General features: G+C 51.4%; 20 protein-coding genes, 2 tRNA genes and 4 rRNA genes. 12 read left to right on the top strand and 14 right to left on the bottom strand.

Annotated features, from left to right (window positions below):
- Positions 1-66 precede the first annotated feature (66 nt).
- The 3 genes from JLG71_RS02450 to fis all read left to right on the top strand — a co-directional run bounded on the left by JLG71_RS02450 (position 67) and on the right by fis (position 2,422).
- Positions 67-807, top strand: a complete 741-nt coding sequence (locus tag JLG71_RS02450) for a carbonic anhydrase (RefSeq protein ID WP_004854712.1) — start codon at positions 67-69, stop codon at positions 805-807.
- Between the two features lie 328 nt (positions 808-1,135).
- Positions 1,136-2,101, top strand: coding sequence for a tRNA dihydrouridine synthase DusB (dusB, locus tag JLG71_RS02445; RefSeq protein WP_014227023.1), 966 nt, complete (start codon positions 1,136-1,138; stop codon positions 2,099-2,101).
- Positions 2,102-2,125: 24 nt separating this feature from the next.
- Complete coding sequence (fis, locus tag JLG71_RS02440; protein WP_000462905.1) at positions 2,126-2,422, top strand: DNA-binding transcriptional regulator Fis; 297 nt, start codon at positions 2,126-2,128, stop codon at positions 2,420-2,422.
- A gap of 73 nt (positions 2,423-2,495) precedes the next feature.
- Here the strand turns inward: fis and envR are convergent, their stop codons facing one another.
- On the bottom strand, positions 2,496-3,137 hold the full coding sequence (gene envR, locus JLG71_RS02435; RefSeq protein ID WP_004854718.1) for an acrEF/envCD operon transcriptional regulator: 642 nt from the start codon (positions 3,135-3,137) through the stop codon (positions 2,496-2,498).
- Between the two features lie 378 nt (positions 3,138-3,515).
- Between envR and JLG71_RS02430 the strand changes: the two genes are divergently transcribed.
- From JLG71_RS02430 to JLG71_RS02420, 3 genes are all read left to right on the top strand, one after another.
- A complete protein-coding gene (locus tag JLG71_RS02430) occupies positions 3,516-4,655 on the top strand; it encodes an efflux RND transporter periplasmic adaptor subunit (protein ID WP_025108493.1) in 1,140 nt (379 codons plus the stop codon).
- A gap of 13 nt (positions 4,656-4,668) precedes the next feature.
- Positions 4,669-7,779, top strand: coding sequence for an efflux RND transporter permease subunit (locus tag JLG71_RS02425; protein ID WP_014227025.1), 3,111 nt, complete (start codon positions 4,669-4,671; stop codon positions 7,777-7,779).
- 268 nt (positions 7,780-8,047) lie between these two features.
- Positions 8,048-8,269, top strand: a complete 222-nt coding sequence (locus tag JLG71_RS02420; RefSeq protein ID WP_025108494.1) for a hypothetical protein — start codon at positions 8,048-8,050, stop codon at positions 8,267-8,269.
- Between the two features lie 237 nt (positions 8,270-8,506).
- Here JLG71_RS02420 and rrf (JLG71_RS02415) read toward each other — a convergent pair.
- From rrf (JLG71_RS02415) to JLG71_RS02390, 6 genes are all read right to left on the bottom strand, one after another.
- Positions 8,507-8,622: ribosomal RNA gene (gene rrf / locus JLG71_RS02415) — 5S ribosomal RNA — on the bottom strand.
- 38 nt (positions 8,623-8,660) lie between these two features.
- A tRNA-Thr gene (locus tag JLG71_RS02410) sits at positions 8,661-8,736 on the bottom strand.
- Positions 8,737-8,750: 14 nt separating this feature from the next.
- A 5S ribosomal RNA gene (gene rrf / locus JLG71_RS02405) occupies positions 8,751-8,866 on the bottom strand.
- A gap of 104 nt (positions 8,867-8,970) precedes the next feature.
- Positions 8,971-11,876 (bottom strand): 23S ribosomal RNA (locus tag JLG71_RS02400).
- Between the two features lie 190 nt (positions 11,877-12,066).
- A tRNA-Glu gene (locus JLG71_RS02395) sits at positions 12,067-12,142 on the bottom strand.
- A gap of 85 nt (positions 12,143-12,227) precedes the next feature.
- A 16S ribosomal RNA gene (locus tag JLG71_RS02390) occupies positions 12,228-13,767 on the bottom strand.
- The 16S, 23S and 5S rRNA genes sit together here with 2 tRNA genes alongside, the layout of an rRNA operon.
- A 472-nt stretch (positions 13,768-14,239) precedes the next feature.
- Between JLG71_RS02390 and JLG71_RS02385 the strand changes: the two genes are divergently transcribed.
- Positions 14,240-14,794: a gamma carbonic anhydrase family protein gene (locus tag JLG71_RS02385; protein ID WP_014839658.1), complete on the top strand. Its 555-nt coding sequence runs from the start codon at positions 14,240-14,242 to the stop codon at positions 14,792-14,794.
- Here the strand turns inward: JLG71_RS02385 and JLG71_RS02380 are convergent.
- From JLG71_RS02380 to dprA, 6 genes are read right to left on the bottom strand one after another with little or no spacing between them, the layout of a single operon-like run.
- On the bottom strand, positions 14,770-15,027 hold the full coding sequence (locus JLG71_RS02380; protein WP_014227027.1) for a DUF1488 family protein: 258 nt from the start codon (positions 15,025-15,027) through the stop codon (positions 14,770-14,772). The two genes, JLG71_RS02385 and JLG71_RS02380, sit on opposite strands and share 25 nt — an antisense overlap.
- Entirely contained in the window at positions 15,024-15,842 is an 819-nt protein-coding gene (gene aroE, locus JLG71_RS02375; protein WP_014227028.1) for a shikimate dehydrogenase, read from the bottom strand. The genes JLG71_RS02380 and aroE overlap by 4 nt, the downstream gene beginning before the upstream one ends.
- Positions 15,843-15,845: 3 nt before the next feature.
- Positions 15,846-16,418 carry an L-threonylcarbamoyladenylate synthase type 1 TsaC gene (tsaC, locus tag JLG71_RS02370; protein WP_004854739.1) on the bottom strand — a complete coding sequence of 191 codons (573 nt, stop codon included), beginning with the start codon at positions 16,416-16,418 and terminating at the stop codon, positions 15,846-15,848.
- A 4-nt stretch (positions 16,419-16,422) separates the two neighbouring features.
- Positions 16,423-16,965, bottom strand: coding sequence for a DNA topoisomerase family protein (locus JLG71_RS02365; RefSeq protein WP_014227029.1), 543 nt, complete (start codon positions 16,963-16,965; stop codon positions 16,423-16,425).
- 27 nt (positions 16,966-16,992) lie between these two features.
- Positions 16,993-17,466: a DUF494 family protein Smg gene (smg, locus tag JLG71_RS02360; RefSeq protein ID WP_200913959.1), complete on the bottom strand. Its 474-nt coding sequence runs from the start codon at positions 17,464-17,466 to the stop codon at positions 16,993-16,995.
- The gene (gene dprA / locus JLG71_RS02355) at positions 17,438-18,562 is read right to left on the bottom strand and encodes a DNA-protecting protein DprA (RefSeq protein ID WP_014227031.1); all 1,125 of its coding nucleotides are present in this window, start codon (positions 18,560-18,562) and stop codon (positions 17,438-17,440) included. Before dprA ends, smg begins: the two co-directional genes overlap by 29 nt.
- A 129-nt stretch (positions 18,563-18,691) precedes the next feature.
- Between dprA and def the strand changes: the two genes are divergently transcribed.
- The 5 genes from def (at position 18,692) to mscL (ending at position 23,454) form a co-directional block, all read left to right on the top strand.
- Positions 18,692-19,201 (top strand): peptide deformylase, encoded by a 510-nt coding sequence (gene def, locus JLG71_RS02350; protein WP_004854751.1) that lies wholly within the window; start codon positions 18,692-18,694, stop codon positions 19,199-19,201.
- Positions 19,202-19,215: 14 nt separating this feature from the next.
- Entirely contained in the window at positions 19,216-20,163 is a 948-nt protein-coding gene (gene fmt / locus JLG71_RS02345; RefSeq protein WP_025107519.1) for a methionyl-tRNA formyltransferase, read from the top strand.
- A gap of 51 nt (positions 20,164-20,214) precedes the next feature.
- A complete protein-coding gene (gene rsmB / locus JLG71_RS02340; RefSeq protein ID WP_200913958.1) occupies positions 20,215-21,504 on the top strand; it encodes a 16S rRNA (cytosine(967)-C(5))-methyltransferase RsmB in 1,290 nt (429 codons plus the stop codon).
- Positions 21,505-21,525: 21 nt separating this feature from the next.
- Positions 21,526-22,902 carry a Trk system potassium transporter TrkA gene (gene trkA, locus JLG71_RS02335; protein ID WP_004125888.1) on the top strand — a complete coding sequence of 459 codons (1,377 nt, stop codon included), beginning with the start codon at positions 21,526-21,528 and terminating at the stop codon, positions 22,900-22,902.
- Positions 22,903-23,040: 138 nt separating this feature from the next.
- Positions 23,041-23,454: a large-conductance mechanosensitive channel protein MscL gene (gene mscL / locus JLG71_RS02330; protein WP_004106310.1), complete on the top strand. Its 414-nt coding sequence runs from the start codon at positions 23,041-23,043 to the stop codon at positions 23,452-23,454.
- Here the strand turns inward: mscL and JLG71_RS02325 are convergent.
- Positions 23,408-23,668, bottom strand: a complete 261-nt coding sequence (locus tag JLG71_RS02325) for an alternative ribosome-rescue factor A (protein WP_072057189.1) — start codon at positions 23,666-23,668, stop codon at positions 23,408-23,410. The two genes, mscL and JLG71_RS02325, sit on opposite strands and share 47 nt — an antisense overlap.
- Positions 23,669-23,703: the final 35 nt, after the last annotated feature.

Raw genomic sequence — 23,703 nt, 5'->3', positions numbered from 1 at the left:
TAAGATGATGCGGTAACGTATTGTAGTTACCAATAAAATCATAAATTTATTCATTGGACGAATGATATGAAAACAACTTTAGGCAAGGCGGCATTACTGGCGTTAAGCATGATGCCCGTTACGGTTTTCGCTTCCCACTGGAGCTATGAAGGCGAAGGTTCGCCGGAACACTGGGGGGCGCTCAATGAGGAGTACAAAACCTGTCAAAATGGCATGAATCAATCCCCTATCAACATCGATACCACGTTTAAGACACACCTTTCACCGCTGGATACGCACTACATCGATGGCCCCATTACGCTCATCAACAATGGTCACACTATCCAGGCGGGGTTAAAGACCACAACAGCGGATACCGTTACGATTGACGGTACGCCATTTACCCTTCAGCAGTTCCATTTTCATGCCCCGAGCGAAAACACCGTTCACGGTAAGCACTATGCGATGGAGATGCATCTGGTACATAAAAGCGCTCAAGGCGCCGTTGCCGTCGTGGCGGTGATGTTCGACCAGGGCGCGGAAAATAGCGAACTGAACAAACTGTGGGCCACCATGCCCGAGAAAGCCGATCAGACGGCTAAAATCGTCACCCAAATGGATCTCAACGCCCTTCTTCCCGCAGACAAGACATACTGGCGTTTCAGCGGCTCCCTGACCACGCCGCCTTGCTCCGAGGGGGTAACCTGGATTGTGCTTAAACATCCCCTGACACTTTCATCAGCGCAGCTGGCAAAATTTAGCCACGCTATGCATCACGATAACAATCGTCCGATACAGCCGCTGAATGGTCGCGTGGTCATAGAATAAACATCAGCTGTGCTTCACGATCATGTTCTGAAATGAGAGCCAACTCACATAAAGCCAAGGTAATTTGCTGATTTCTTCAGCAGATTATCTTGCCCGTTCCCTGTGCCGGGAAGAAAAAATGAGAAGTTAGACAAAATTATATGTGTAGATAAATTCATCACATGTTTTTAATGCAATGATTTATATAGCTAATTATTCATGCACACTGACCTGCAAGGCGATTCTTTGATCCACCGCAGAGGATTGCTCAAAGTTTGGCCTTTCATCTCGTGCAAAAAATGCGTAATATACGCCGCCTTGCAGTCACAGTATGGTCATTTCTTAACTCATGCGCATCGGACACTACCAGCTCAGGAATCGACTCATCGCAGCGCCTATGGCTGGCATTACTGACAGGCCATTCCGCACGTTGTGTTACGAGATGGGAGCAGGATTGACCGTATCCGAGATGATGTCCTCCAACCCGCAGGTTTGGGAGAGCGACAAGTCACGCTTACGGATGGTGCACGTTGATGAGCCCGGTATTCGTACCGTGCAAATCGCCGGTAGCGTACCGGAAGAGATGGCTGCAGCCGCCCGTATTAACGTGGAAAGCGGCGCCCAAATTATTGATATCAATATGGGATGCCCGGCTAAAAAAGTGAATCGAAAGCTTGCAGGTTCAGCCCTCTTGCAGTACCCCGAGCAGGTGAAGTCTATCCTGACGGCGGTCGTCAAAGCAGTGGACGTTCCCGTAACTCTCAAGATTCGCACCGGTTGGGAACCGGAACACCGTAACTGTGTAGAAATTGCCCAACTGGCTGAAGAATGTGGCATTCAGGCTCTGACTATTCACGGACGCACGCGCGCCTGTTTGTTTAACGGAGATGCTGAGTACGACAGTATTCGGGCAGTTAAGCAGAAAGTTTCCATTCCGGTTATCGCGAATGGTGACATTACTGACCCGCTTAAAGCCAGAGCTGTGCTCGACTATACGGGGGCAGATGCCCTTATGATAGGCCGTGCAGCTCAGGGAAGACCCTGGATCTTTCGGGAAATCCAGCACTATCTGGACACTGGAGAGCTGCTGCCGCCGCTGCCGTTGGCAGAGGTTAAGCGCTTGCTTTGTGCACACGTTCGGGAACTGCATGGCTTTTATGGCCAGGCAAAAGGGTACCGAATCGCACGCAAACACGTATCCTGGTATCTGCAGGAACACGCTCCAGATGACCAGTTTCGGCGCACATTCAACGCCATAGAAGATTCCAGCGAACAGCTGGAGGCGTTGGAGGCATACTTCGAAAATTTTGCGTAATAGAAATAAAGAGCTGACAGAACTATGTTCGAACAACGCGTAAATTCTGACGTACTGACCGTTTCTACCGTTAACTCTCAGGATCAGGTAACTCAAAAGCCCCTGCGTGACTCGGTTAAACAGGCACTGAAGAACTATTTTGCTCAACTGAACGGTCAGGATGTTAATGACCTGTATGAGCTGGTACTGGCTGAAGTAGAACAGCCCCTGTTGGACATGGTGATGCAATACACCCGCGGTAACCAGACCCGTGCTGCTCTGATGATGGGCATCAACCGTGGTACTCTGCGTAAAAAATTGAAAAAATACGGCATGAACTGATACTAATCAGTTAAATGTTTGATATAAAAGGCGCTCTTCGGCATGGGGAAGCGCCTTTTTTATTACATGAATTTTAATGGCTGGCTATCGTCTGCCGCCCATTAGCCCCGCAAAGGATTGACATAATATTATCAACCAGGGCGGGTGCCTGGCGATACAGATCGAATTGCCCGGGCTCCACCAGCCAGTTTTTAATAATACCGGTAAATGCGCTGTGTAATACAATTAATGAAATTTCAACATTGGTTTCCGCTGGCAATAATCCGTTACGAATACAGAGCTGCAAAATGCTGCGAATAATCGGATAGCTAAAACCAATTCTCTTGCGAATCTCAGCTTCCGGCATCATGTCGCTGGAAAACTCACACTTCTGATACAGAATTTGCATTAAGGCACGTTGACGGGGATTATTGGCGATATATTGTAAGCCAATAATAAATTTCTCTCGTAGCGTGCTGAGCGGATCCTGATCGTCTTTAAGGTTAAATTCATGCTGAAGCAGGTCGCGTAGCGGCAGCTGCTGTTGCCACATTTCATTAAATAGCTCAGCTTTGCTTGCAAAGTGCCAGTACACCGCTCCGCGCGTCACGCCAGCAGCATCAGCGATATCGGCTAAGGTCGTGCTGGTCACGCCACGTAAGGCAAACTGCTGAATGGCAGACTCAATCAGAAGCTGCCGCGTCTTTAACGCATCTTCTTTCGTTCTTCTGGGCATACGGTGCTCCACTCAACGCCAGATTGAGAGTGTGGGGAAATCGCTGGATACCTATAAACCTAACATCTGACAATCAATATTGTTTAGCAAAAATACAGATGAGTTAAATCTCAAACGCTCTCCAATAAATACACCGCAAGAATAATTAAGATAAATATATTCATATATTAAATATCAATGTAAGCAAATTTTAATTTAAGTTCATTCTAAAAACATTATTCCTGATATTTTGTTTTTACGTGCCTTGCTGATGGCTAAAAAATAACTATGTCTTACATCCATCGTTTTTTATTTGTAGGATAACAAACCGCATTTTAATTCATTATTTCTTGCACAGATTCGTGGCCATGCCTGGCTCATAATCTATAAGGAACAGCAATGACACCTCATGTCAGGGTTACACTTTTATCCAGCCTTATCATCCCGGCCATCCTGCTCAGCGGTTGCGATAATTCAGGCGATCGGCAACCGCATGCGCAGATACCTCAGGTCTCCGTTTATGTCGTACACAGCGCGCCGCTGTCCGTCACCACGGAGCTACCTGGCCGCACATCAGCCTACCGCGTCGCGGAAGTCCGCCCGCAGGTCAGCGGAATTATCCTGCAACGTAACTTTGTCGAAGGTAGCGATGTCACCGCTGGACAGTCTCTTTATCAAATCGATCCGGCGACCTATCAGGCGGCTTACAACAGCACAAAAGGTGATGAAGCGAAAGCAGAAGCCGCGGCGGCTATCGCCCACTTAACGGTAAAACGCTACGCGCCTCTTCTCGGCACAAAATATATCAGCCAGCAAGAATACGATCAGGCGGTGGCGACCGCGCGCCAGGCCGATGCCGATGTTATTGCCGCAAAGGCAGCCGTGGAAAGCGCGCGTATTAACCTGGCGTACACAAAAGTGACGTCGCCAATCAGCGGCCGCATCGGCAAATCCAGCGTGACCGAAGGTGCCCTGGTGACAAATGGTCAGGCTGACGCGATGGCGACGGTACAGCAGCTCGATCCCATTTATGTGGATGTCACTGAATCCAGTAATGATTTCATGCGCCTGAAACAGGAAAGCCTGCAGCACGGCAGTGGCACCAAAAGCGTGCAGTTGATTATGGAAAACGGAAAACCTTATGCGCTTCAGGGCACGCTGCAGTTCTCTGACGTCACGGTAGATGAGAGCACCGGCTCTATTACGCTTCGCGCCATCTTCCCCAACCCACAGCACGCTCTGCTGCCAGGGATGTTTGTTCGCGCCCGTATTGATGAGGGCGTTTCACCGGATGCCATTCTCGTTCCTCAGCAGGGAGTCACCCGAACGCCGCGCGGCGATGCCAGCGTGATGCTCGTTAATGATAAAAACCAGGTGGAAACGCGAGCCGTCACCGCCTCACAGGCGATTGGCGATAAGTGGTTAATCACGAGCGGTCTGAAAGCCGGTGAAAAGGTTATCGTCAGCGGTCTGCAGAAAGTACGTCCCGGCGTCACCGTGAAGGCCGAAGAGGATACCGCGACGTCCGTCGCGCAATAAGGTACGAATCCCTATGTCTAAGTTTTTTATCCATCGACCGGTCTTCGCCTGGGTGCTGGCGATCATCATGATGATTGCCGGTGGCCTCGCAATTATGCAGCTACCGATTGCACAATACCCGACTATCGCGCCGCCAGCGGTGGCCATCTCCGCAACCTATCCAGGTGCGGACGCACAAACCGTTCAGGATACGGTGACTCAGGTTATCGAACAGAACATGAACGGTATCGATAATCTGATGTACATGTCCTCAACCAGCGATTCCGCAGGCGGCGTTACCATCACCCTGACCTTTAAATCAGGTACGGATCCGGATATTGCGCAAGTTCAGGTGCAGAATAAACTGCAGCTGGCGACGCCGCTTCTTCCTCAGGAAGTACAGCAGCAGGGGATTAGCGTCGAGAAATCAAGCAGTAGTTTCCTGATGGTTGCCGGATTCATCTCCGATAACACGAGCACCACTCAGGATGATATATCCGACTACGTTGCATCGAACGTCAAAGATACCATCAGCCGCCTTAACGGCGTCGGCGATGTACAGCTCTTCGGCGCGCAGTATGCCATGCGCGTCTGGCTGGACGGTAATCTCCTGAATAAGTACAACCTCACGCCTGTCGACGTCATTAACCAACTGCAGGTACAGAACGATCAGATTGCAGCAGGCCAGCTTGGCGGTACGCCGGCCCTTAAAGGCCAGCAGCTAAATGCATCCATTATTGCTCAGACGCGACTGAAGGATCCGGCAGAGTTTGGCAAAGTGACTTTGCGCGTGAACGCGGATGGCTCAGTGGTACACCTGAAAGATGTGGCACGTATTGAGCTGGGAGGTGAAAACTACAACGTTGTCGCAAAAATCAATGGAAAACCGGCTTCAGGACTGGGAATTAAGCTCGCTACCGGCGCCAATGCCCTCGATACCGCCGCCGCGATTAAAGCGAAGCTTGCCGAACTGCAGCCGTACTTCCCGCAGGGGATGAAGGTCGTCTATCCCTACGACACTACGCCGTTTGTGAAAATCTCTATTCATGAGGTTGTGAAGACGCTGTTTGAAGCGATTATCCTCGTCTTCCTGGTGATGTATCTGTTCTTACAGAATATCCGGGCCACGCTGATCCCCACCATTGCGGTTCCGGTCGTCCTGCTCGGGACCTTTGCCGTACTGGCGATGTTCGGTTACTCCATCAATACGCTAACGATGTTTGGTATGGTGCTGGCAATAGGCCTTCTGGTCGACGATGCTATCGTGGTGGTGGAAAACGTCGAACGCGTCATGGTAGAAGAGAAGCTTCCCCCCAAAGAAGCGACGGAAAAATCAATGTCGCAAATTCAGGGGGCGCTGGTCGGCATTGCCATGGTGCTATCGGCAGTGTTTGTCCCGATGGCCTTCTTTGGCGGCTCTACGGGGGCGATCTATCGGCAATTTTCTATCACCATCGTCTCCGCCATGGCGCTGTCCGTCCTGGTCGCGCTGATCCTGACCCCCGCGCTTTGTGCCACATTACTGAAACCCGCATCAGCCGATCATCATGAGAAAAAAGGATTTTTTGGCTGGTTTAATGCGAAATTCGATCGTAGCGTGAACCACTACACTAACAGCGTTAGCGGGATCCTGCGCTGTACCGGACGCTACCTGATCATCTATTTGCTGATCGTTGTGGGTATGGCCGTCCTGTTTATGCGCCTGCCCACCTCCTTCTTGCCGGATGAGGATCAGGGGGTATTTATGACCATGATCCAGCTTCCTTCAGGCGCAACGCAGGAACGCACGCAAAAGGTTCTTGATACGGTTACCGATTACTATCTGCATAAAGAGAAGGCGAATGTTGAAAGCGTCTTTACCGTTAACGGCTTTAGCTTTAGCGGTCAGGGTCAAAACTCCGGTATGGCGTTTGTCAGCCTGAAGCCATGGGAAGAACGCAGTGGCGCAGAGAATGGCGTTGAGGCAATCATCAAACGTGCGACCGTTGCCTTCAGTCAGATTAAAGATGCTATGGTCTTTCCTTTCAATCTGCCGGCAATTATCGAACTGGGTACGGCGACCGGTTTTGACTTTGAGCTTATCGATCAGGGTAACCTTGGCCATAGCGCGTTAACCCTGGCCCGTAATCAACTTCTGGGTATGGTGAGAGAGCATCCCGACCAGCTGGTACGCGTTCGCCCCAACGGGCTCGAAGACACGCCGCAATTTAAGCTGGATGTTGATCAGGAGAAAGCTCAGGCTCTGGGGATTTCGCTATCCGATATCAATGAAACCATTTCCGCGGCGCTAGGGGGTTACTACGTCAACGACTTTATTGACCATGGACGAGTGAAAAAAGTCTACGTTCAGGCCGATGCAAAATTCCGTATGCTGCCGAGCGATATCAATAATATGTACGTCCGCAGCGCGAATGGCGAAATGGTTCCGTTCTCCGCCTTTGTCACCTCACGCTGGGTTTATGGTTCACCGCGCCTGGAGCGCTATAATGGCTTACCCTCTATGGAAGTTTTGGGTGAAGCTGCTCCGGGGAAAAGTACCGGCGATGCGATGATTTTAATGGAGCAGTTAGCCAGCAAGCTTCCTGCCGGTATTGGTTACGACTGGACGGGAATGTCCTATCAAGAACGTTTATCCGGTAACCAGGCGCCCGCGCTCTACGCCATTTCGCTTATTGTTGTCTTTCTGTGTCTTGCGGCGCTTTATGAAAGTTGGTCTATTCCCTTCTCCGTCATGCTCGTCGTTCCATTAGGGGTAGTTGGTGCATTACTGGCGGCGTCGTTACGCGGGCTTAATAATGACGTTTATTTCCAGGTGGGCTTATTAACAACTATCGGCCTCTCTGCGAAAAACGCGATTCTTATCGTGGAGTTTGCGAAAGACCTGATGGATAAAGAAGGCAAAGGAATTATCGAAGCCACACTTGAAGCATCGCGTATGCGTTTACGCCCTATCCTGATGACTTCGCTGGCCTTTATCCTCGGGGTTCTGCCTCTGGTTATTAGCCATGGAGCCGGCAGCGGCGCCCAAAACGCGGTCGGTACCGGCGTTATGGGCGGAATGCTGACGGCAACATTACTGGCGATCTTCTTTGTTCCTGTCTTCTTCGTCGTGGTAAGACGCCGCTTTACGAAACACGCAGAGTAAATATGTTTTTCTAAAGGCACCTTTCAGGTGCCTTTTTTTCGTCTGCGTTTCGATAACTATCCTGATGATATTAAATATATTTATTGCCGCGGTACCCAATACACATTATTTCCCCATAGTTCTCTGGTTTTCTTCATGATATTTACGTTACTCATAAATTGAGATTATTTACTCTAGCGGCACCCCATATTGCTGATGATAAAATAAACCGTTCCGCGCAGGTACGGGTTCTCCAATACAGCGAAGCGGATTATTTAGAGGTAATATCATGACTAAAGTTATTCTAGTGGCATTGCTGGCAACGCTACTCGCCGGCTGTGCACATGACTCTCCGTGTGTACCGGTCTATGATTCTGAAGGCAGATTAGTGCACACCAATACCTGTATGAAAGGAACGACCCAGGATAACTGGGAAACCGCCGGCGCGATTGCCGGGGGCGCAGCTGCCGTCGCTGGCCTGACGCTCGGCATCGTGGCGTTGACTCGTTAATTCCTTTCTTTTCTCTGCCATGACAGGTGCCGGAGCGAGCTCCGGCACTGCTTTTCCCCGAAGGTAAGCTCCACAATGCTTAAACTGCAATACCGGCAGCTGAAGCTCGGGAAACGATCCTTTAGATAAGATCAAATGGGCAAATTGTCATTGCCAGGTCTGGTATAAATGGATATTTTCGCAGCAGCACAAACGCAAAAAGCCCATCCGTCAGGATGGGCTTTTCACTTATTTGATGCCTGGCAATGCCCTACTCTCACATGGGGAGACCCCACACTACCATCGGCGCTACGGCGTTTCACTTCTGAGTTCGGCATGGGGTCAGGTGGGACCACCGCGCTATCGTTGCCAGGCAAATTCTTTTCAAATCGCCGAACTTTAACCTAAAAACTGGTGCTGATACCCAGAGTCGAACTGGGGACCTCACCCTTACCAAGGGTGCGCTCTACCAACTGAGCCATATCAGCACACTTAATTTGATGCCTGGCAGTTCCCTACTCTCACATGGGGAGACCCCACACTACCATCGGCGCTACGGCGTTTCACTTCTGAGTTCGGCATGGGGTCAGGTGGGACCACCGCGCTAGTGCCGCCAGGCAAATTCTTTGTGCTCAGTACGCAATTCTTTATCGCGTACTCAACTCTGAATCTAAGCTGAAATTGTTGTCTTCTCAAATCCGCCAAAACATCTTCGGCGTTGTAAGGTTAAGCCTCACGGTTCATTAGTACCGGTTAGCTCAACGCATCGCTGCGCTTACACACCCGGCCTATCAACGTCGTCGTCTTCAACGTTCCTTCAGGACCCTTAAAGGGTCAGGGAGAACTCATCTCGGGGCAAGTTTCGTGCTTAGATGCTTTCAGCACTTATCTCTTCCGCATTTAGCTACCGGGCAATGCCATTGGCATGACAACCCGAACACCAGTGATGCGTCCACTCCGGTCCTCTCGTACTAGGAGCAGCCCCCCTCAATTCTCCAGCGCCCACGGCAGATAGGGACCGAACTGTCTCACGACGTTCTAAACCCAGCTCGCGTACCACTTTAAATGGCGAACAGCCATACCCTTGGGACCTACTTCAGCCCCAGGATGTGATGAGCCGACATCGAGGTGCCAAACACCGCCGTCGATATGAACTCTTGGGCGGTATCAGCCTGTTATCCCCGGAGTACCTTTTATCCGTTGAGCGATGGCCCTTCCATTCAGAACCACCGGATCACTATGACCTGCTTTCGCACCTGCTCGCGCCGTCACGCTCGCAGTCAAGCCAGCTTATGCCATTGCACTAACCTCCTGATGTCCGACCAGGATTAGCTGACCTTCGTGCTCCTCCGTTACTCTTTAGGAGGAGACCGCCCCAGTCAAACTACCCACCAGACACTGTCCGCAACCCCGATTAGGGGCCCACGTTAGAACACCAGCCATTAAAGGGTGGTATTTCAAGGATGGCTCCATGCAGACTGGCGTCCACACTTCAAAGCCTCCCACCTATCCTACACATCAAGGACCAGTGTTCAGTGTCAAGCTATAGTAAAGGTTCACGGGGTCTTTCCGTCTTGCCGCGGGTACACTGCATCTTCACAGCGAGTTCAATTTCACTGAGTCTCGGGTGGAGACAGCCTGGCCATCATTACGCCATTCGTGCAGGTCGGAACTTACCCGACAAGGAATTTCGCTACCTTAGGACCGTTATAGTTACGGCCGCCGTTTACCGGGGCTTCGATCAAGAGCTTCTCCTTACGGATAACCCCATCAATTAACCTTCCGGCACCGGGCAGGCGTCACACCGTATACGTCCACTTTCGTGTTTGCACAGTGCTGTGTTTTTAATAAACAGTTGCAGCCAGCTGGTATCTTCGACTGATTTCAGCTCCACGAGCAAGTCGCTTCACCTACCATCAGCGTGCCTTCTCCCGAAGTTACGGCACCATTTTGCCTAGTTCCTTCACCCGAGTTCTCTCAAGCGCCTTGGTATTCTCTACCTGACCACCTGTGTCGGTTTGGGGTACGATTTGATGTTACCTGATGCTTAGAGGCTTTTCCTGGAAGCAGGGCATTTGTCACTTCAGCACCGTAGTGCCTCGTCATCACACCTCAGCGTTAGTAACGTTCCGGATTTACCTGGAACATCCGCCTACATGCTTAAACCGGGACAACCGTCGCCCGGCCAACATAGCCTTCTCCGTCCCCCCTTCGCAGTAACACCGAGTACAGGAATATTAACCTGTTTCCCATCGACTACGCCTTTCGGCCTCGCCTTAGGGGTCGACTCACCCTGCCCCGATTAACGTTGGACAGGAACCCTTGGTCTTCCGGCGTGCGGGTTTTTCACCCGCATTATCGTTACTTATGTCAGCATTCGCACTTCTGATACCTCCAGCAACCCTCACAGGCCACCTTCAACGGCTTACAGAACGCTCCCCTACCCAACAACACATAGTGTCGCTGCCGCAGCTTCGGTGCATGGTTTAGCCCCGTTACATCTTCCGCGCAGGCCGACTCGACCAGTGAGCTATTACGCTTTCTTTAAATGATGGCTGCTTCTAAGCCAACATCCTGGCTGTCTGGGCCTTCCCACATCGTTTCCCACTTAACCATGACTTTGGGACCTTAGCTGGCGGTCTGGGTTGTTTCCCTCTTCACGACGGACGTTAGCACCCGCCGTGTGTCTCCCGTGATAACATTCTTCGGTATTCGTAGTTTGCATCGGGTTGGTAAGTCGGGATGACCCCCTAGCCGAAACAGTGCTCTACCCCCGAAGATGAATTCACGAGGCGCTACCTAAATAGCTTTCGGGGAGAACCAGCTATCTCCCGGTTTGATTGGCCTTTCACCCCCAGCCACAAGTCATCCGCTAATTTTTCAACATTAGTCGGTTCGGTCCTCCAGTTAGTGTTACCCAACCTTCAACCTGCCCATGGCTAGATCACCGGGTTTCGGGTCTATACCCTGCAACTTAACGCCCAGTTAAGACTCGGTTTCCCTGCGGCTCCCCTATACGGTTAACCTTGCTACAGAATATAAGTCGCTGACCCATTATACAAAAGGTACGCAGTCACCCAACTAGTGGGCTCCTACTGCTTGTACGTACACGGTTTCAGGTTCTTTTTCACTCCCCTCGCCGGGGTTCTTTTCGCCTTTCCCTCACGGTACTGGTTCACTATCGGTCAGTCAGGAGTATTTAGCCTTGGAGGATGGTCCCCCCATATTCAGACAGGATACCACGTGTCCCGCCCTACTCTTCGAGTTCACAACCTGTGCGTTTTAGTGTACGGGAGTATCACCCTGTACCCTGCGACTTTCCAGACGCTTCCACTAACACACAAGCTGATTCAGACTCCGGGCTGCTCCCCGTTCGCTCGCCGCTACTGGGGGAATCTCGGTTGATTTCTTTTCCTCGGGGTACTTAGATGTTTCAGTTCCCCCGGTTCGCCTCGTTAACCTATGTATTCAGTTAACGATAGTGCAACGAATTGCACTGGGTTTCCCCATTCGGACATCGCCGGCTGTAACGGTTCATATCACCTTACCGACGCTTTTCGCAGATTAGCACGTCCTTCATCGCCTCTGACTGCCAGGGCATCCACCGTGTACGCTTAGTCGCTTAACCTCACAACCCGAAGATGTTTCGTAAAACATCGTCGTGTCGCGAAAATTTGAGAGACTCGAACACACATTAACTGTGTGTCGTTTCAATTTTCAGCTTGATCCAGATTTTTAAAGAGCAAATATCTCAAACGTCACCCGAAGATGAGTTTTGAGATATTAAGGCAGGTGACTTTCACTCACGAACCAGCAAGTGGCGTCCCCTAGGGGATTCGAACCCCTGTTACCGCCGTGAAAGGGCGGTGTCCTGGGCCTCTAGACGAAGGGGACACTGAAGTCTCAATCGCAAGACGCCTTGCTATTTACTTTTCATCAGACAATCTGTGTGAGCACTACAAAGGCAGGTTCTTTAAGGTAAGGAGGTGATCCAACCGCAGGTTCCCCTACGGTTACCTTGTTACGACTTCACCCCAGTCATGAATCACAAAGTGGTAAGCGCCCTCCCGAAGGTTAAGCTACCTACTTCTTTTGCAACCCACTCCCATGGTGTGACGGGCGGTGTGTACAAGGCCCGGGAACGTATTCACCGTGGCATTCTGATCCACGATTACTAGCGATTCCGACTTCATGGAGTCGAGTTGCAGACTCCAATCCGGACTACGACATACTTTATGAGGTCCGCTTGCTCTCGCGAGGTCGCTTCTCTTTGTATATGCCATTGTAGCACGTGTGTAGCCCTACTCGTAAGGGCCATGATGACTTGACGTCATCCCCACCTTCCTCCAGTTTATCACTGGCAGTCTCCTTTGAGTTCCCGGCCGGACCGCTGGCAACAAAGGATAAGGGTTGCGCTCGTTGCGGGACTTAACCCAACATTTCACAACACGAGCTGACGACAGCCATGCAGCACCTGTCTCAGAGTTCCCGAAGGCACCAAAGCATCTCTGCTAAGTTCTCTGGATGTCAAGAGTAGGTAAGGTTCTTCGCGTTGCATCGAATTAAACCACATGCTCCACCGCTTGTGCGGGCCCCCGTCAATTCATTTGAGTTTTAACCTTGCGGCCGTACTCCCCAGGCGGTCGACTTAACGCGTTAGCTCCGGAAGCCACTCCTCAAGGGAACAACCTCCAAGTCGACATCGTTTACAGCGTGGACTACCAGGGTATCTAATCCTGTTTGCTCCCCACGCTTTCGCACCTGAGCGTCAGTCTTTGTCCAGGGGGCCGCCTTCGCCACCGGTATTCCTCCAGATCTCTACGCATTTCACCGCTACACCTGGAATTCTACCCCCCTCTACAAGACTCCAGCCTGCCAGTTTCGAATGCAGTTCCCAGGTTGAGCCCGGGGATTTCACATCCGACTTGACAGACCGCCTGCGTGCGCTTTACGCCCAGTAATTCCGATTAACGCTTGCACCCTCCGTATTACCGCGGCTGCTGGCACGGAGTTAGCCGGTGCTTCTTCTGCGGGTAACGTCAATTGCTGAGGTTATTAACCTCAACACCTTCCTCCCCGCTGAAAGTACTTTACAACCCGAAGGCCTTCTTCATACACGCGGCATGGCTGCATCAGGCTTGCGCCCATTGTGCAATATTCCCCACTGCTGCCTCCCGTAGGAGTCTGGACCGTGTCTCAGTTCCAGTGTGGCTGGTCATCCTCTCAGACCAGCTAGGGATCGTCGCCTAGGTGAGCCGTTACCCCACCTACTAGCTAATCCCATCTGGGCACATCTGATGGCAAGAGGCCCGAAGGTCCCCCTCTTTGGTCTTGCGACGTTATGCGGTATTAGCTACCGTTTCCAGTAGTTATCCCCCTCCATCAGGCAGTTTCCCAGACATTACTCACCCGTCCGCCACTCGTCACCCGAGAGCAAGCTCTCTGTGCTACCGTTCGACTTGCATGTGTTAGGCCTGCCGCCAGCGTTCAATCTGAGCCATGATCAAACTCTTCAATTTAAGTTTGATGCTCGTAGAATTAAACTTCGTAATGAATTACGTGTTCACTCTTTGAGACTTGGTATTCATTTTTCGTCTTGCGACGTTAAGAATCCATGTCACTTTGAGTGCCCACACAGATTGTCTGATAAATTGTTAAAGAGCAGTGCAACGCGGCTTTCGCTCACCGTTGCGAGGTGGCGTATATTACGCTTTCCTCTTTCAGAGTCAACCCGTTATTTCAGGATTTTTTCTCTTCAACCGACCCGGTTGTTTGTGAAGTGATTCACATCTGCCGTGTCAGTGGGAGCGCATTATAGGGATCCCATTTTTTTGCACAAGCCTTTTTTCGATCTTTTTTTCCAAATGATGTTTTTTCAGCCGCTTCGCGGCGTTCTTGCTCAATCCGCTCAATTTTTACCACAATAAGGGGTTGCAGACGGCCAGAAAAGCAACCAAAGTCTCTGCACTCCCTTCTTTTATTGAGGTAACCATGACCACCAGCTTGCGTCGTTATAAAGATTTATTCCCTAAAACGGGCCTACGCGTGATGATCGACAGCAGCAGCGTGGTGATCGGCGATGTCAGAATCGCTGACGATGTCAGTATCTGGCCTCTGGTCGCCATTCGCGGTGATGTGAACTATGTGGAAATAGGCGCCCGCACTAACATTCAGGACGGCAGCGTCTTACATGTCACGCATAAGTCTTCATCTAATCCACACGGCAATCCACTTATCATTGGCGATGATGTTACCGTCGGTCATAAGGTGATGCTACACGGCTGCACTATTGGTAACCGGGTCCTGGTCGGTATGGGTTCGATTTTGTTGGATGGCGTGATTGTTGAAGACGATATAATGATTGGGGCTGGCAGTCTGGTGCCTCAGAACAAACGTCTCAAGAGTGGCTATCTTTACTTTGGTAACCCGGTAAAACAGATACGCCCCCTGACAGAGGCGGAAATTGCCGGGCTACAATATTCAGCGAACAACTATGTAAAGTGGAAAGGTGATTACCTGGCTCAGGAAAACCAGATCCAACCTTGAGCATCTTCTTGCTGGTCGAGAATGAGATCCTGGGCTTCATCTTCCAGATCCCAGCGATGTTCACGAAAAGCGGCCAGCCATTGCGCCGGCTCTTCACCGCCAAAACGCTTCTTGAGCACCGTTAGCGTTAAGGCGCAGGTAAGCTGCATGCCGTTAACTAATGCAGGAAAAGCGATACATTGACGCGCTTCATCCCATACCTCTCTGTCTGGAAACTGAATTGCCTGGTTCATGCATTCAGTTCCTTCTGCAAAGCCGCAATGACTGGCGTAATTTCTGGCAGAACGCCGTGCCACAACAGCACCGCATGAGCAGCCTGCGCCACCAGCATTCCCAACCCATCAGCGCATTTTGTCGCACCGTGTTGCTGGCATAAGGATAAAAATGGCGTACTACCTTTCTGGTAAAACATGTCATAACAACAGACATGGGGATTTATTAAGGTAACAGGGATCGCGGGAACACCGCCGTCAATACCGCTGGATGTCGCATTAATAATGAGATCAAATTCCTGACCGCCTAATGCTTCTATATCCAAAGCGCGGACGCTGCCGGTATGAGCAAAAAGCGTAGCCAGTTCATGGGCGCGAGAATAGGTACGATTAACAATAGTCACGGCACAATCCAGCGACAGGAGAGGAAGCAAAACGCCGCGTGAAGCCCCACCTGCGCCAATAAGCAATACCCGGAATCCTGGTTTAATAAAACCCAGCCGTTCCAGATCGCTCAGTAGTCCAATACCATCGGTATTGTCCCCCAGCAGGCGGCCATCCTCCAACCGTTTAAGCGTATTGACCGCACCGGCCAGCGCTGCGCGTTCGGTTAGCTCATCTGCTCGCGCGAAGGCCTCTTCTTTAAAAGGCACGGTGACGTTCGCTCCCTTACCGCCTTCATTAAAGAAGGTATCGAGAGTCGTAACGAAATCATCGAGCGGAGCCAGGATACGGCCATAGGGATGCGTAATTTGCAACTGCTGAGCAAAAAGCCGATGAATAGATGGCGACTTGCTATGGGCAATAGGGTGTCCGAAGACGGCATAAGTTTCCATGAGTTACCCCTGGCGGAAGAGTTCGCCCGTCAAGGCATCACGTATTTCAGATGGGTTTTGACGCCCTCCCGTAGCCCCGTCAACGACCGGGAAATCAGCGCCAAACTGCGCATAAACTTCTGCCGTCGTGCGGCAAGGAGGCTGGCCAGACAAATTTGCGCTGGTTGAAACCAGCGGTTTTCCGTAAGCATTACACAGTTCGACCACCAGCGGATGATCCGTGACTCGCACAGCCAGTGAATTGAAGCGCCCCGTCAACCAACGCGGCGTTGAAGCGCAAGCGGGGAAGACAAATGTCACAGGCCCTGGCCAGCAAGAAAAAATCGTCTCCAGCTGCTCATCGCTAAGTTGCGTATCGTCAATATAGGGTTTGAGTTGCTCGAAGTTCGCCGCAATCAGGATCAGCCCCTTTTCAACGGGACGCTGTTTAAGTGCAAGCAGGCTCATGACGGCCTTTTCGCTATCGGGATCGCAACCGACGCCAAAAACGGCTTCTGTTGGATAGGCGATGACATGTTCATTATTCAGAAGCGCCACAGCACGTACGATGGCTTCTGAGGGCAGGTTATTATTCACAGATTTATTCCGCCGGTATCGGCTTTCCACATTGTTTGCTGGCACAGAAGCGTTTAACGCCCTGCGCCGTTTTCTTTTCGATTAGCAACGGGTAATGACACTCTGGACACTCGCCCGCCACTGGCCTGAAGTTTATGACGAACTGGCAATCGGGGTAACGATCGCAGGAATGGAAGTTTTTTCCAAAACGTGAGCGGCGCTGAACCAAATGCCCTTGCCCGCACTGTGGGCAGGCAATTGCGGTTTCATCCGGCTTATCGATAAGTTCAGTATGTTCGCAATCTGGATAGCTGCTACAACCGATAAACATACCAAAACGCCCCTGGCGTAGTACCAGCACTGCGCCGCAAGACGGGCACGTTTGCCCCTCCAGAACTTTGACAATATGTCCGTCCGCCTGATTTTTCAGGGGCCGGACATAGTCACAGTCAGGATAATGCGAGCAGCCGAGAAAAGGCCCGTGTTTCCCGGAGCGTATTACCAGTTCAGCCCCACACTGCGGGCAGGGTTCGTTTTTACGCACCGAGAACAGCGCTGTTTTGGTCATAACAATTCTAATGTCGCAGCAAAAAAGTTAGTGCAGCATACCTTCATTTACTTCAAAGAGTAATTCTTCCATTTGCAGGTAGGCATTTTCGCAACCGGGAATATTGAACAGCACCATCAGGATCACCCATTTGAGATCTTCCAGATCGAACTCTGCCGTATCCAGCGCCAGTACACGCTCAATCACCATTTCCCGTGTTTCGAGGTTCAACACCTGAATTTGCTCAAGGAATAATAAGAATCCCCGGCAGCTTGCATCAAGACGCTGGCACTCGTCGTCGGTGTAGACTCGTAACGAGAGTGGGTCAGAAGCAAGCTGCATTGGCGCAACAAGCCCCTCCTGGTAATCAGCCAGTTTCTCCAGCCACATCAGGGCGTTATAGATATCTTCTCGTTCAAAACCGGCATCGGTCAGATCCCGAGTCAGCTTGTCCTGATCCACGCGCATTTCTGCTTCGTTATGGATGTAAGTTTCAAACAGATACATCAGTACGTCGAACATGGCTTGCCCTCCTTAATCGGACATAGCCGCCGGGTACAGCTGCGATCCAGCCTGCTAACTCCAGTTCTAGTAGCTGGGCTACGGTTACTGGCACAGATTGGCCGGCACGTTCAGCGACAACGTCAACAGGTGTTACCTCATCTCCTACGTTAGCCAGGAGCTCTGGAAATGGCAATGCTACAGAAGGCCGATTACCGCAATTATTTGCGTCATCTGGTTCAGGAAGAACATATGGCAGCTCATCCCGCCAGTATTCGACGATGTCTTCCGGGGCTGTCACGGGAATCGCGCCCTGCTTGATAAGCCAGTGGGGACCTTCTGAACCCGGGCTGCCAATCGGCCCAGGCAGGGCAAACACATCCCTTCCCTGCTCCAGAGCATAACGAACCGTCACTAATGAGCCGCTTTTCAGGGCCGCCTCAATAACCAACACGCCGGCACTTAGCCCACTGATAATCCGGTTACGGCGAGGAAAGTTGCCCGGCAGGGGCGGGGTAAACAGCGGAAACTCCGAAATGATGGCGCCGCAGCTGTTTGTAATCTGCTCCGCTAGCGCCTGATGACGGCGAGGATAGATCTCTCTTAAGCCATTCCCTAAAACAGCAACCGTTTTACCTTTCCCTTCCAGCGCACCACGATGAGCAATTCCATCAATGCCAAGGGCCAGGCCGCTCGTGATCGTAATACCATAACGTGCTAAAGCTTCGCTAAAGAGTTTCCCCCAACGAGCGCCATACCATGAATGCGCCCGGCTCCCAATGACGGACAGCTGCCGGCTGCTCAGTAGCGCAGGGTCTCCACATACTAAAAGAGCGCAAGGAAAGTCGACAATCGCCCGCAGCTGGGGTGGGTAAAGCGGATCTTCGGCAGTCAGTAGATAGCAATTTGGTCGCTCCAGCCATTGCAGCGTGGCATCTATCTCGCATTGGTTAACGCTGAGGAAATGCTTCGATTGCGCCAGACTCAAGCCACAGGCTCGCAAATCTTCTCGACCTAACGTCGCAGATGCACATAGCTGACGGGCGGCACTGATAGCACTCTCGCCATACAGGCTGCTCACTCTCATCAAACGTAACCAAATTTCCCTGGGCGTCATCCCTATCCCCCTGCCACAAGCGACTTTAACAATCTTTGCGATTGGACAGCGAGACTGTCAATTGCAGGGGGTTTTGTCTAGAATAGAGGTAATAATCTTTCCAACTCCTGAACACAACTCTGGATAACTATGTCAGTTTTGCAAGTGTTACATATTCCGGACGAGCGCCTTCGCAAAGTCGCAAAGCCGGTAGAAGAAGTAAATGCAGAAATTCAGCGTATCGTCGATGATATGTTCGAGACGATGTATGCTGAAGAAGGTATCGGTCTGGCCGCAACGCAGGTGGATATTCACCAGCGAATTATTGTTATTGATGTATCAGAAAATCGTGAAGAGCAGCTGGTATTAATTAACCCTGAGCTGCTGGAAAAAAGCGGAGAAACAGGCATTGAAGAGGGCTGCCTCTCTATTCCTGAACAGCGTGCTTTAGTGCCGCGTGCAGAAAAAGTGAAAATCCGCGCGCTCGATCGCGAAGGCAAACCTTTTGAGCTTGAAGCCGACGGTCTGCTGGCCATCTGCATTCAGCACGAGATGGATCACCTCGTCGGTAAGCTGTTCATCGATTACCTGTCACCGCTCAAGCAACAACGCATTCGTCAAAAAGTTGAGAAACTTGACCGTCTGAATGCTCGAGCTTAAGGACGAGAATAAACGTGTCAGACTCACTACGTATTATTTTTGCCGGCACCCCTGACTTTGCAGCACGTCATCTCGACGCGCTGCTGTCCTCTGGACACAACGTTGTTGGCGTCTTCACCCAACCGGACCGTCCGGCAGGTCGTGGTAAAAAACTCATGCCCAGCCCGGTGAAAGTTCTTGCTGAAGAAAAAGGCATACCGGTATTCCAGCCCGCTTCACTACGTCCGCAGGAAAATCAGCAGCTCGTCTCCGATCTGCGTGCAGACGTCATGGTCGTCGTAGCCTATGGGCTCCTTCTACCAAAAGCCGTGCTGGATATGCCGCGCCTGGGCTGCATTAACGTTCACGGTTCGTTGCTTCCGCGCTGGCGCGGCGCGGCGCCCATTCAGCGTTCGCTGTGGGCTGGCGATACCGAGACCGGTGTCACCATCATGCAGATGGATGTCGGCCTCGATACGGGTGATATGCTGTATAAACTTGCGTGCCCAATCACGGCCGAAGACACCAGCGGAACGCTGTACGACAAGCTGGCTAACCTGGGGCCGCAGGGGCTGATCGAAACCCTTAAGCAGCTTGCTGCAGGTACCGCGAAACCGGTTGTACAGGATGAAGCGCTGGTTACCCATGCGCAAAAACTCAGCAAAGAAGAAGCGCGTATCGACTGGTCTCTTCCAGCCGCTCAGTTAGAACGCTGCATTCGCGCCTTTAACCCGTGGCCAATGAGCTGGATAGAAATTGATGGCCAGCCGGTAAAAGTCTGGCAGGCGTCGGTTATTGATGTGGCCACAACAGCCGAACCGGGGACCATCATTGAAGCGACAAAACAGGGGATTCAGGTGGCGACCAGCGACGGCGTGCTGAATTTACTCTCGCTACAGCCTGCCGGGAAAAAAGCAATGAGTGCTCAGGATCTATTAAACTCGCGGCGGGAATGGTTCGCTCCTGGCAACCGTCTGGTCTGACGCGCCCTTCTTAATACGCCCGGTGTTGCCGGGCATTTTTATTTTGTGCTTATGAAAAAACAACTCAATTTACGCAGCCTGGCAGCGCAGGCCGTTGAACAGGTTCTCGAACAAGGGCAATCCCTGAGCAACGTTCTGCCCCCGCTGCAACAAAAAGTATCCGATAAAGACAAAGCGCTGCTTCAGGAACTCTGCTTTGGCGTGCTACGTACCCTTTCCCAGTTAGATTGGCTGATCGGCAAGCTCATGTCCCGGCCGATGACGGGTAAACAGCGTGTTGTGCATTACCTCATTATGGTGGGCATTTACCAACTGCTGTACACGCGGATTCCTCCTCATGCTGCATTGGCGGAAACGGTTGAAGGCGCAGTAGCGATTAAACGCCCGCAGCTCAAAGGGTTGATTAACGGCGTATTGCGCCAGTTTCAGCGCCAGCAGGAAGAACTGTTATCTGAATTTTCTCGTAGCGAAATTCGCTTTTTACACCCCTCCTGGTTGTTGAAACGTCTGCAGAAAGCCTATCCAGCACAGTGGGAAGTGATCGTGGAAGCGAACAACCAGCGCCCGCCAATGTGGTTGCGCGTAAACCGTGTCCACCATCCGCGCGACGGCTGGCTGGCACTGCTGGAAGAGGCGGGAATGAAAGGTTTTACTCATCCTGCTTACCCTGACGCTGTGCGCATGGAAACACCGGTGCCGGTCCACGCATTGCCGGGGTTTGAAGAGGGTTGGGTTACGGTTCAGGATGCCTCCGCTCAAGGCTGCATCACATTTCTTGAGCCAAAAAACGGCGAGCAAATTCTGGATCTGTGCGCAGCACCGGGGGGTAAAACCACGCATATTCTCGAAGCGGCGCCCGAAGCACAGGTGCTGGCTGTCGATGTTGATGAGCAGCGACTCTCCCGCGTCTATGACAATCTGAAGCGTCTGGGCATGAAGGCCACCGTTAAACAAGGTGATGGCCGTTATCCAGCCCAATGGTGTGGAGAGCAGCAGTTCGATCGTATTCTGCTGGACGCCCCTTGTTCCGCCACCGGCGTCATTCGCCGTCATCCGGATATCAAGTGGCTGCGCCGGGATCGTGATATCGCGGAACTGGCCCAGCTGCAGTCTGAAATTCTGGATGCCGTATGGCCGCATTTGAAAACCGGCGGGACTCTGGTTTACGCAACGTGTTCGGTATTGCCGGAAGAGAACAGCCAGCAGATTAAAGCCTTCCTGCAGCGTACTGCGGATGCGGTTCTCAGCGAAACCGGCAGCGCAGATTTGCCGGGCCAGCAAAATTTGCCAGGTGCTGAAGAAGGTGACGGCTTCTTTTACGCTAAGCTAATCAAAAAGTAATGAGATAACGAGTCGCGACTGATGAAAATTATCATATTGGGCGCAGGGCAGGTCGGTGGAACTCTGGCAGAAAACCTTGTCGGAGAGAACAACGATATTACGCTGGTAGACACGAATGGCGACCGCCTTCGCAGTCTTCAGGACAAATTTGATCTCAGAGTGGTTCAGGGCCACGGCTCGCATCCACGCGTGCTGCGTGAGGCGGGTGCGGATGACGCTGATATGCTGGTCGCAGTGACCAGCTCAGATGAAACGAATATGGTGGCCTGCCAGGTCGCCTATTCGCTGTTTAATACCCCAAACCGTATTGCTCGCATCCGCTCCCCGGATTATGTGCGTGATGCCGATAAACTTTTCCACTCAGAAGCGGTTCCTATTGACCACCTCATCGCGCCAGAGCAGCTGGTCATTGACAGCATTCACCGCCTGATTGAGTATCCAGGCGCGCTGCAGGTTGTCAATTTTGCCGAAGGAAAAGTAAGCCTCGCAGTCGTTAAAGCCTATTATGGCGGTCCTTTAGTGGGAAACGCACTTTCAACTATGCGCGAACATATGCCGCATATTGACACACGCGTAGCCGCTATCTTCCGCCACGATCGCCCCATCAGGCCACAAGGTTCAACCATTGTTGAAGCCGGTGATGAAGTGTTTTTCATCGCCGCTTCGCAGCATATTCGCGCCGTCATGAGCGAACTCCAGCGCCTCGAAAAGCCGTATAAGCGCATCATGCTGGTTGGCGGCGGAAACATTGGCGCCGGGCTCGCCCATAAGCTGGAGAAAGATTACAGCGTCAAACTGATTGAACGTAATCAACAGCGTGCCGCAGAGCTTGCAGAGAAGCTGCAAAATACGATCGTCTTCTACGGCGATGCTTCAGATCAAGAATTGCTGGCTGAGGAACATATCGATCAAGTCGATCTTTTCATTGCCGTCACCAACGATGATGAAGCCAATATTATGTCTGCCATGCTCGCAAAGCGCATGGGGGCCAAAAAGGTGATGGTGCTGATCCAGCGCCGTGCCTACGTCGATCTTGTCCAGGGGAGCGTGATCGACATTGCAATATCACCGCAGCAGGCAACCATCTCTGCGTTGCTCAGCCATGTGCGTAAAGCCGATATTGTCGGCGTTTCCTCCCTACGCCGCGGTGTCGCAGAGGCTATTGAAGCTGTCGCGCACGGAGATGAAAGTACTTCGCGGGTGGTTGGACGCGCTATTGATGAGATTAAGCTTCCCCCCGGAACAATTATTGGCGCCGTTGTACGCGGTAATGATGTCATGATAGCGAATAACAATCTGCGTATTGAGCAAGGGGATCATGTCGTTATGTTCCTGACTGACAAAAAATTCATCTCAGACGTCGAAAGACTATTCCAGCCAAGTCCTTTCTTTTTGTAGTTCGCAGGCGTCGACAAGACGCCTTTTTTATCCCTTGTATATCAAAGGATAATATTTTTCTGCAATTATTTCGTGGTAATGGAAAATAGTAATACATTTGTTAAACTTATCAGTGTCAGCTGGCTCAAGGAGAATAAAATGAGTTTTTTAAAAGAATTTCGCGAATTTGCGATGCGCGGGAATGTGGTTGATTTGGCAGTCGGTGTCATCATTGGCGCAGCATTTGGTAAAATCGTATCGTCGTTAGTTGCCGATATTATTATGCCGCCGCTAGGCTTACTCATTGGCGGAATCGACTTTAAACAGTTTGCCGTGACGCTACGGGATGCCCAGGGCGACATCCCGGCGGTCGTCATGCATTACGGCGTATTCATTCAGAACGTGTTCGATTTTATTATCGTGGCGTTTGCTATTTTTATGGCAATCAAACTGATGAATAAACTGAACAGGAAAAAGGAAGAAGCCCCGGCAGCACCACCGGCGCCAACCAAAGAAGAAGTCCTGCTTAGCGAAATTCGTGACCTGCTGAAAGAACAAAACAATCGTTCTTAAGAAGCCTTAAAAGCAGAAGGCCAGTGGTAAAAAAGTCATTTACTTTCTTGCCACTGGCCTCCCGACCATTCTGTCCCGCATGTTTTTCTTTTCTTTGGTAGCTACCTTTCCCTTTCTTGTTCTTCTCAATTCGCTGCCTGAATAACGGGTCATGAAGTAGTGCCTCAAGGGCGTTATCTTTTATTTGCCCTTTAGTATGCTGATAGCGGCTCATAAGCTCTCCAGATATGTAATAGAAATCGGCGTGAG

The organism is Klebsiella michiganensis, from assembly GCF_015139575.1.
Taxonomy (GTDB): domain Bacteria; phylum Pseudomonadota; class Gammaproteobacteria; order Enterobacterales; family Enterobacteriaceae; genus Klebsiella; species Klebsiella michiganensis.
The sequence above is the reverse complement of the archived record's forward strand: the minus strand, read 5'-3'. Positions and strand labels throughout refer to the sequence as shown.

Coding starts and splice junctions, on each gene's coding strand:
- dprA (WP_014227031.1), bottom strand. CDS start 18,562: ATGACGCCCAGGGAAATTTGGTTACGTTTGATGAGAGTGAGCAGCCTG.
- JLG71_RS02365 (WP_014227029.1), bottom strand. CDS start 16,965: ATGACCAAAACAGCGCTGTTCTCGGTGCGTAAAAACGAACCCTGCCCG.
- dusB (WP_014227023.1), top strand. CDS start 1,136: ATGCGCATCGGACACTACCAGCTCAGGAATCGACTCATCGCAGCGCCT.
- mscL (WP_004106310.1), top strand. CDS start 23,041: ATGAGTTTTTTAAAAGAATTTCGCGAATTTGCGATGCGCGGGAATGTG.
- smg (WP_200913959.1), bottom strand. CDS start 17,466: ATGTTCGACGTACTGATGTATCTGTTTGAAACTTACATCCATAACGAA.
- JLG71_RS02325 (WP_072057189.1), bottom strand. CDS start 23,668: ATGAGCCGCTATCAGCATACTAAAGGGCAAATAAAAGATAACGCCCTT.
- envR (WP_004854718.1), bottom strand. CDS start 3,137: ATGCCCAGAAGAACGAAAGAAGATGCGTTAAAGACGCGGCAGCTTCTG.
- aroE (WP_014227028.1), bottom strand. CDS start 15,842: ATGGAAACTTATGCCGTCTTCGGACACCCTATTGCCCATAGCAAGTCG.
- fis (WP_000462905.1), top strand. CDS start 2,126: ATGTTCGAACAACGCGTAAATTCTGACGTACTGACCGTTTCTACCGTT.
- rsmB (WP_200913958.1), top strand. CDS start 20,215: ATGAAAAAACAACTCAATTTACGCAGCCTGGCAGCGCAGGCCGTTGAA.
- JLG71_RS02430 (WP_025108493.1), top strand. CDS start 3,516: ATGACACCTCATGTCAGGGTTACACTTTTATCCAGCCTTATCATCCCG.
- JLG71_RS02450 (WP_004854712.1), top strand. CDS start 67: ATGAAAACAACTTTAGGCAAGGCGGCATTACTGGCGTTAAGCATGATG.
- JLG71_RS02420 (WP_025108494.1), top strand. CDS start 8,048: ATGACTAAAGTTATTCTAGTGGCATTGCTGGCAACGCTACTCGCCGGC.
- trkA (WP_004125888.1), top strand. CDS start 21,526: ATGAAAATTATCATATTGGGCGCAGGGCAGGTCGGTGGAACTCTGGCA.
- JLG71_RS02425 (WP_014227025.1), top strand. CDS start 4,669: ATGTCTAAGTTTTTTATCCATCGACCGGTCTTCGCCTGGGTGCTGGCG.
- def (WP_004854751.1), top strand. CDS start 18,692: ATGTCAGTTTTGCAAGTGTTACATATTCCGGACGAGCGCCTTCGCAAA.
- JLG71_RS02380 (WP_014227027.1), bottom strand. CDS start 15,027: ATGAACCAGGCAATTCAGTTTCCAGACAGAGAGGTATGGGATGAAGCG.
- JLG71_RS02385 (WP_014839658.1), top strand. CDS start 14,240: ATGACCACCAGCTTGCGTCGTTATAAAGATTTATTCCCTAAAACGGGC.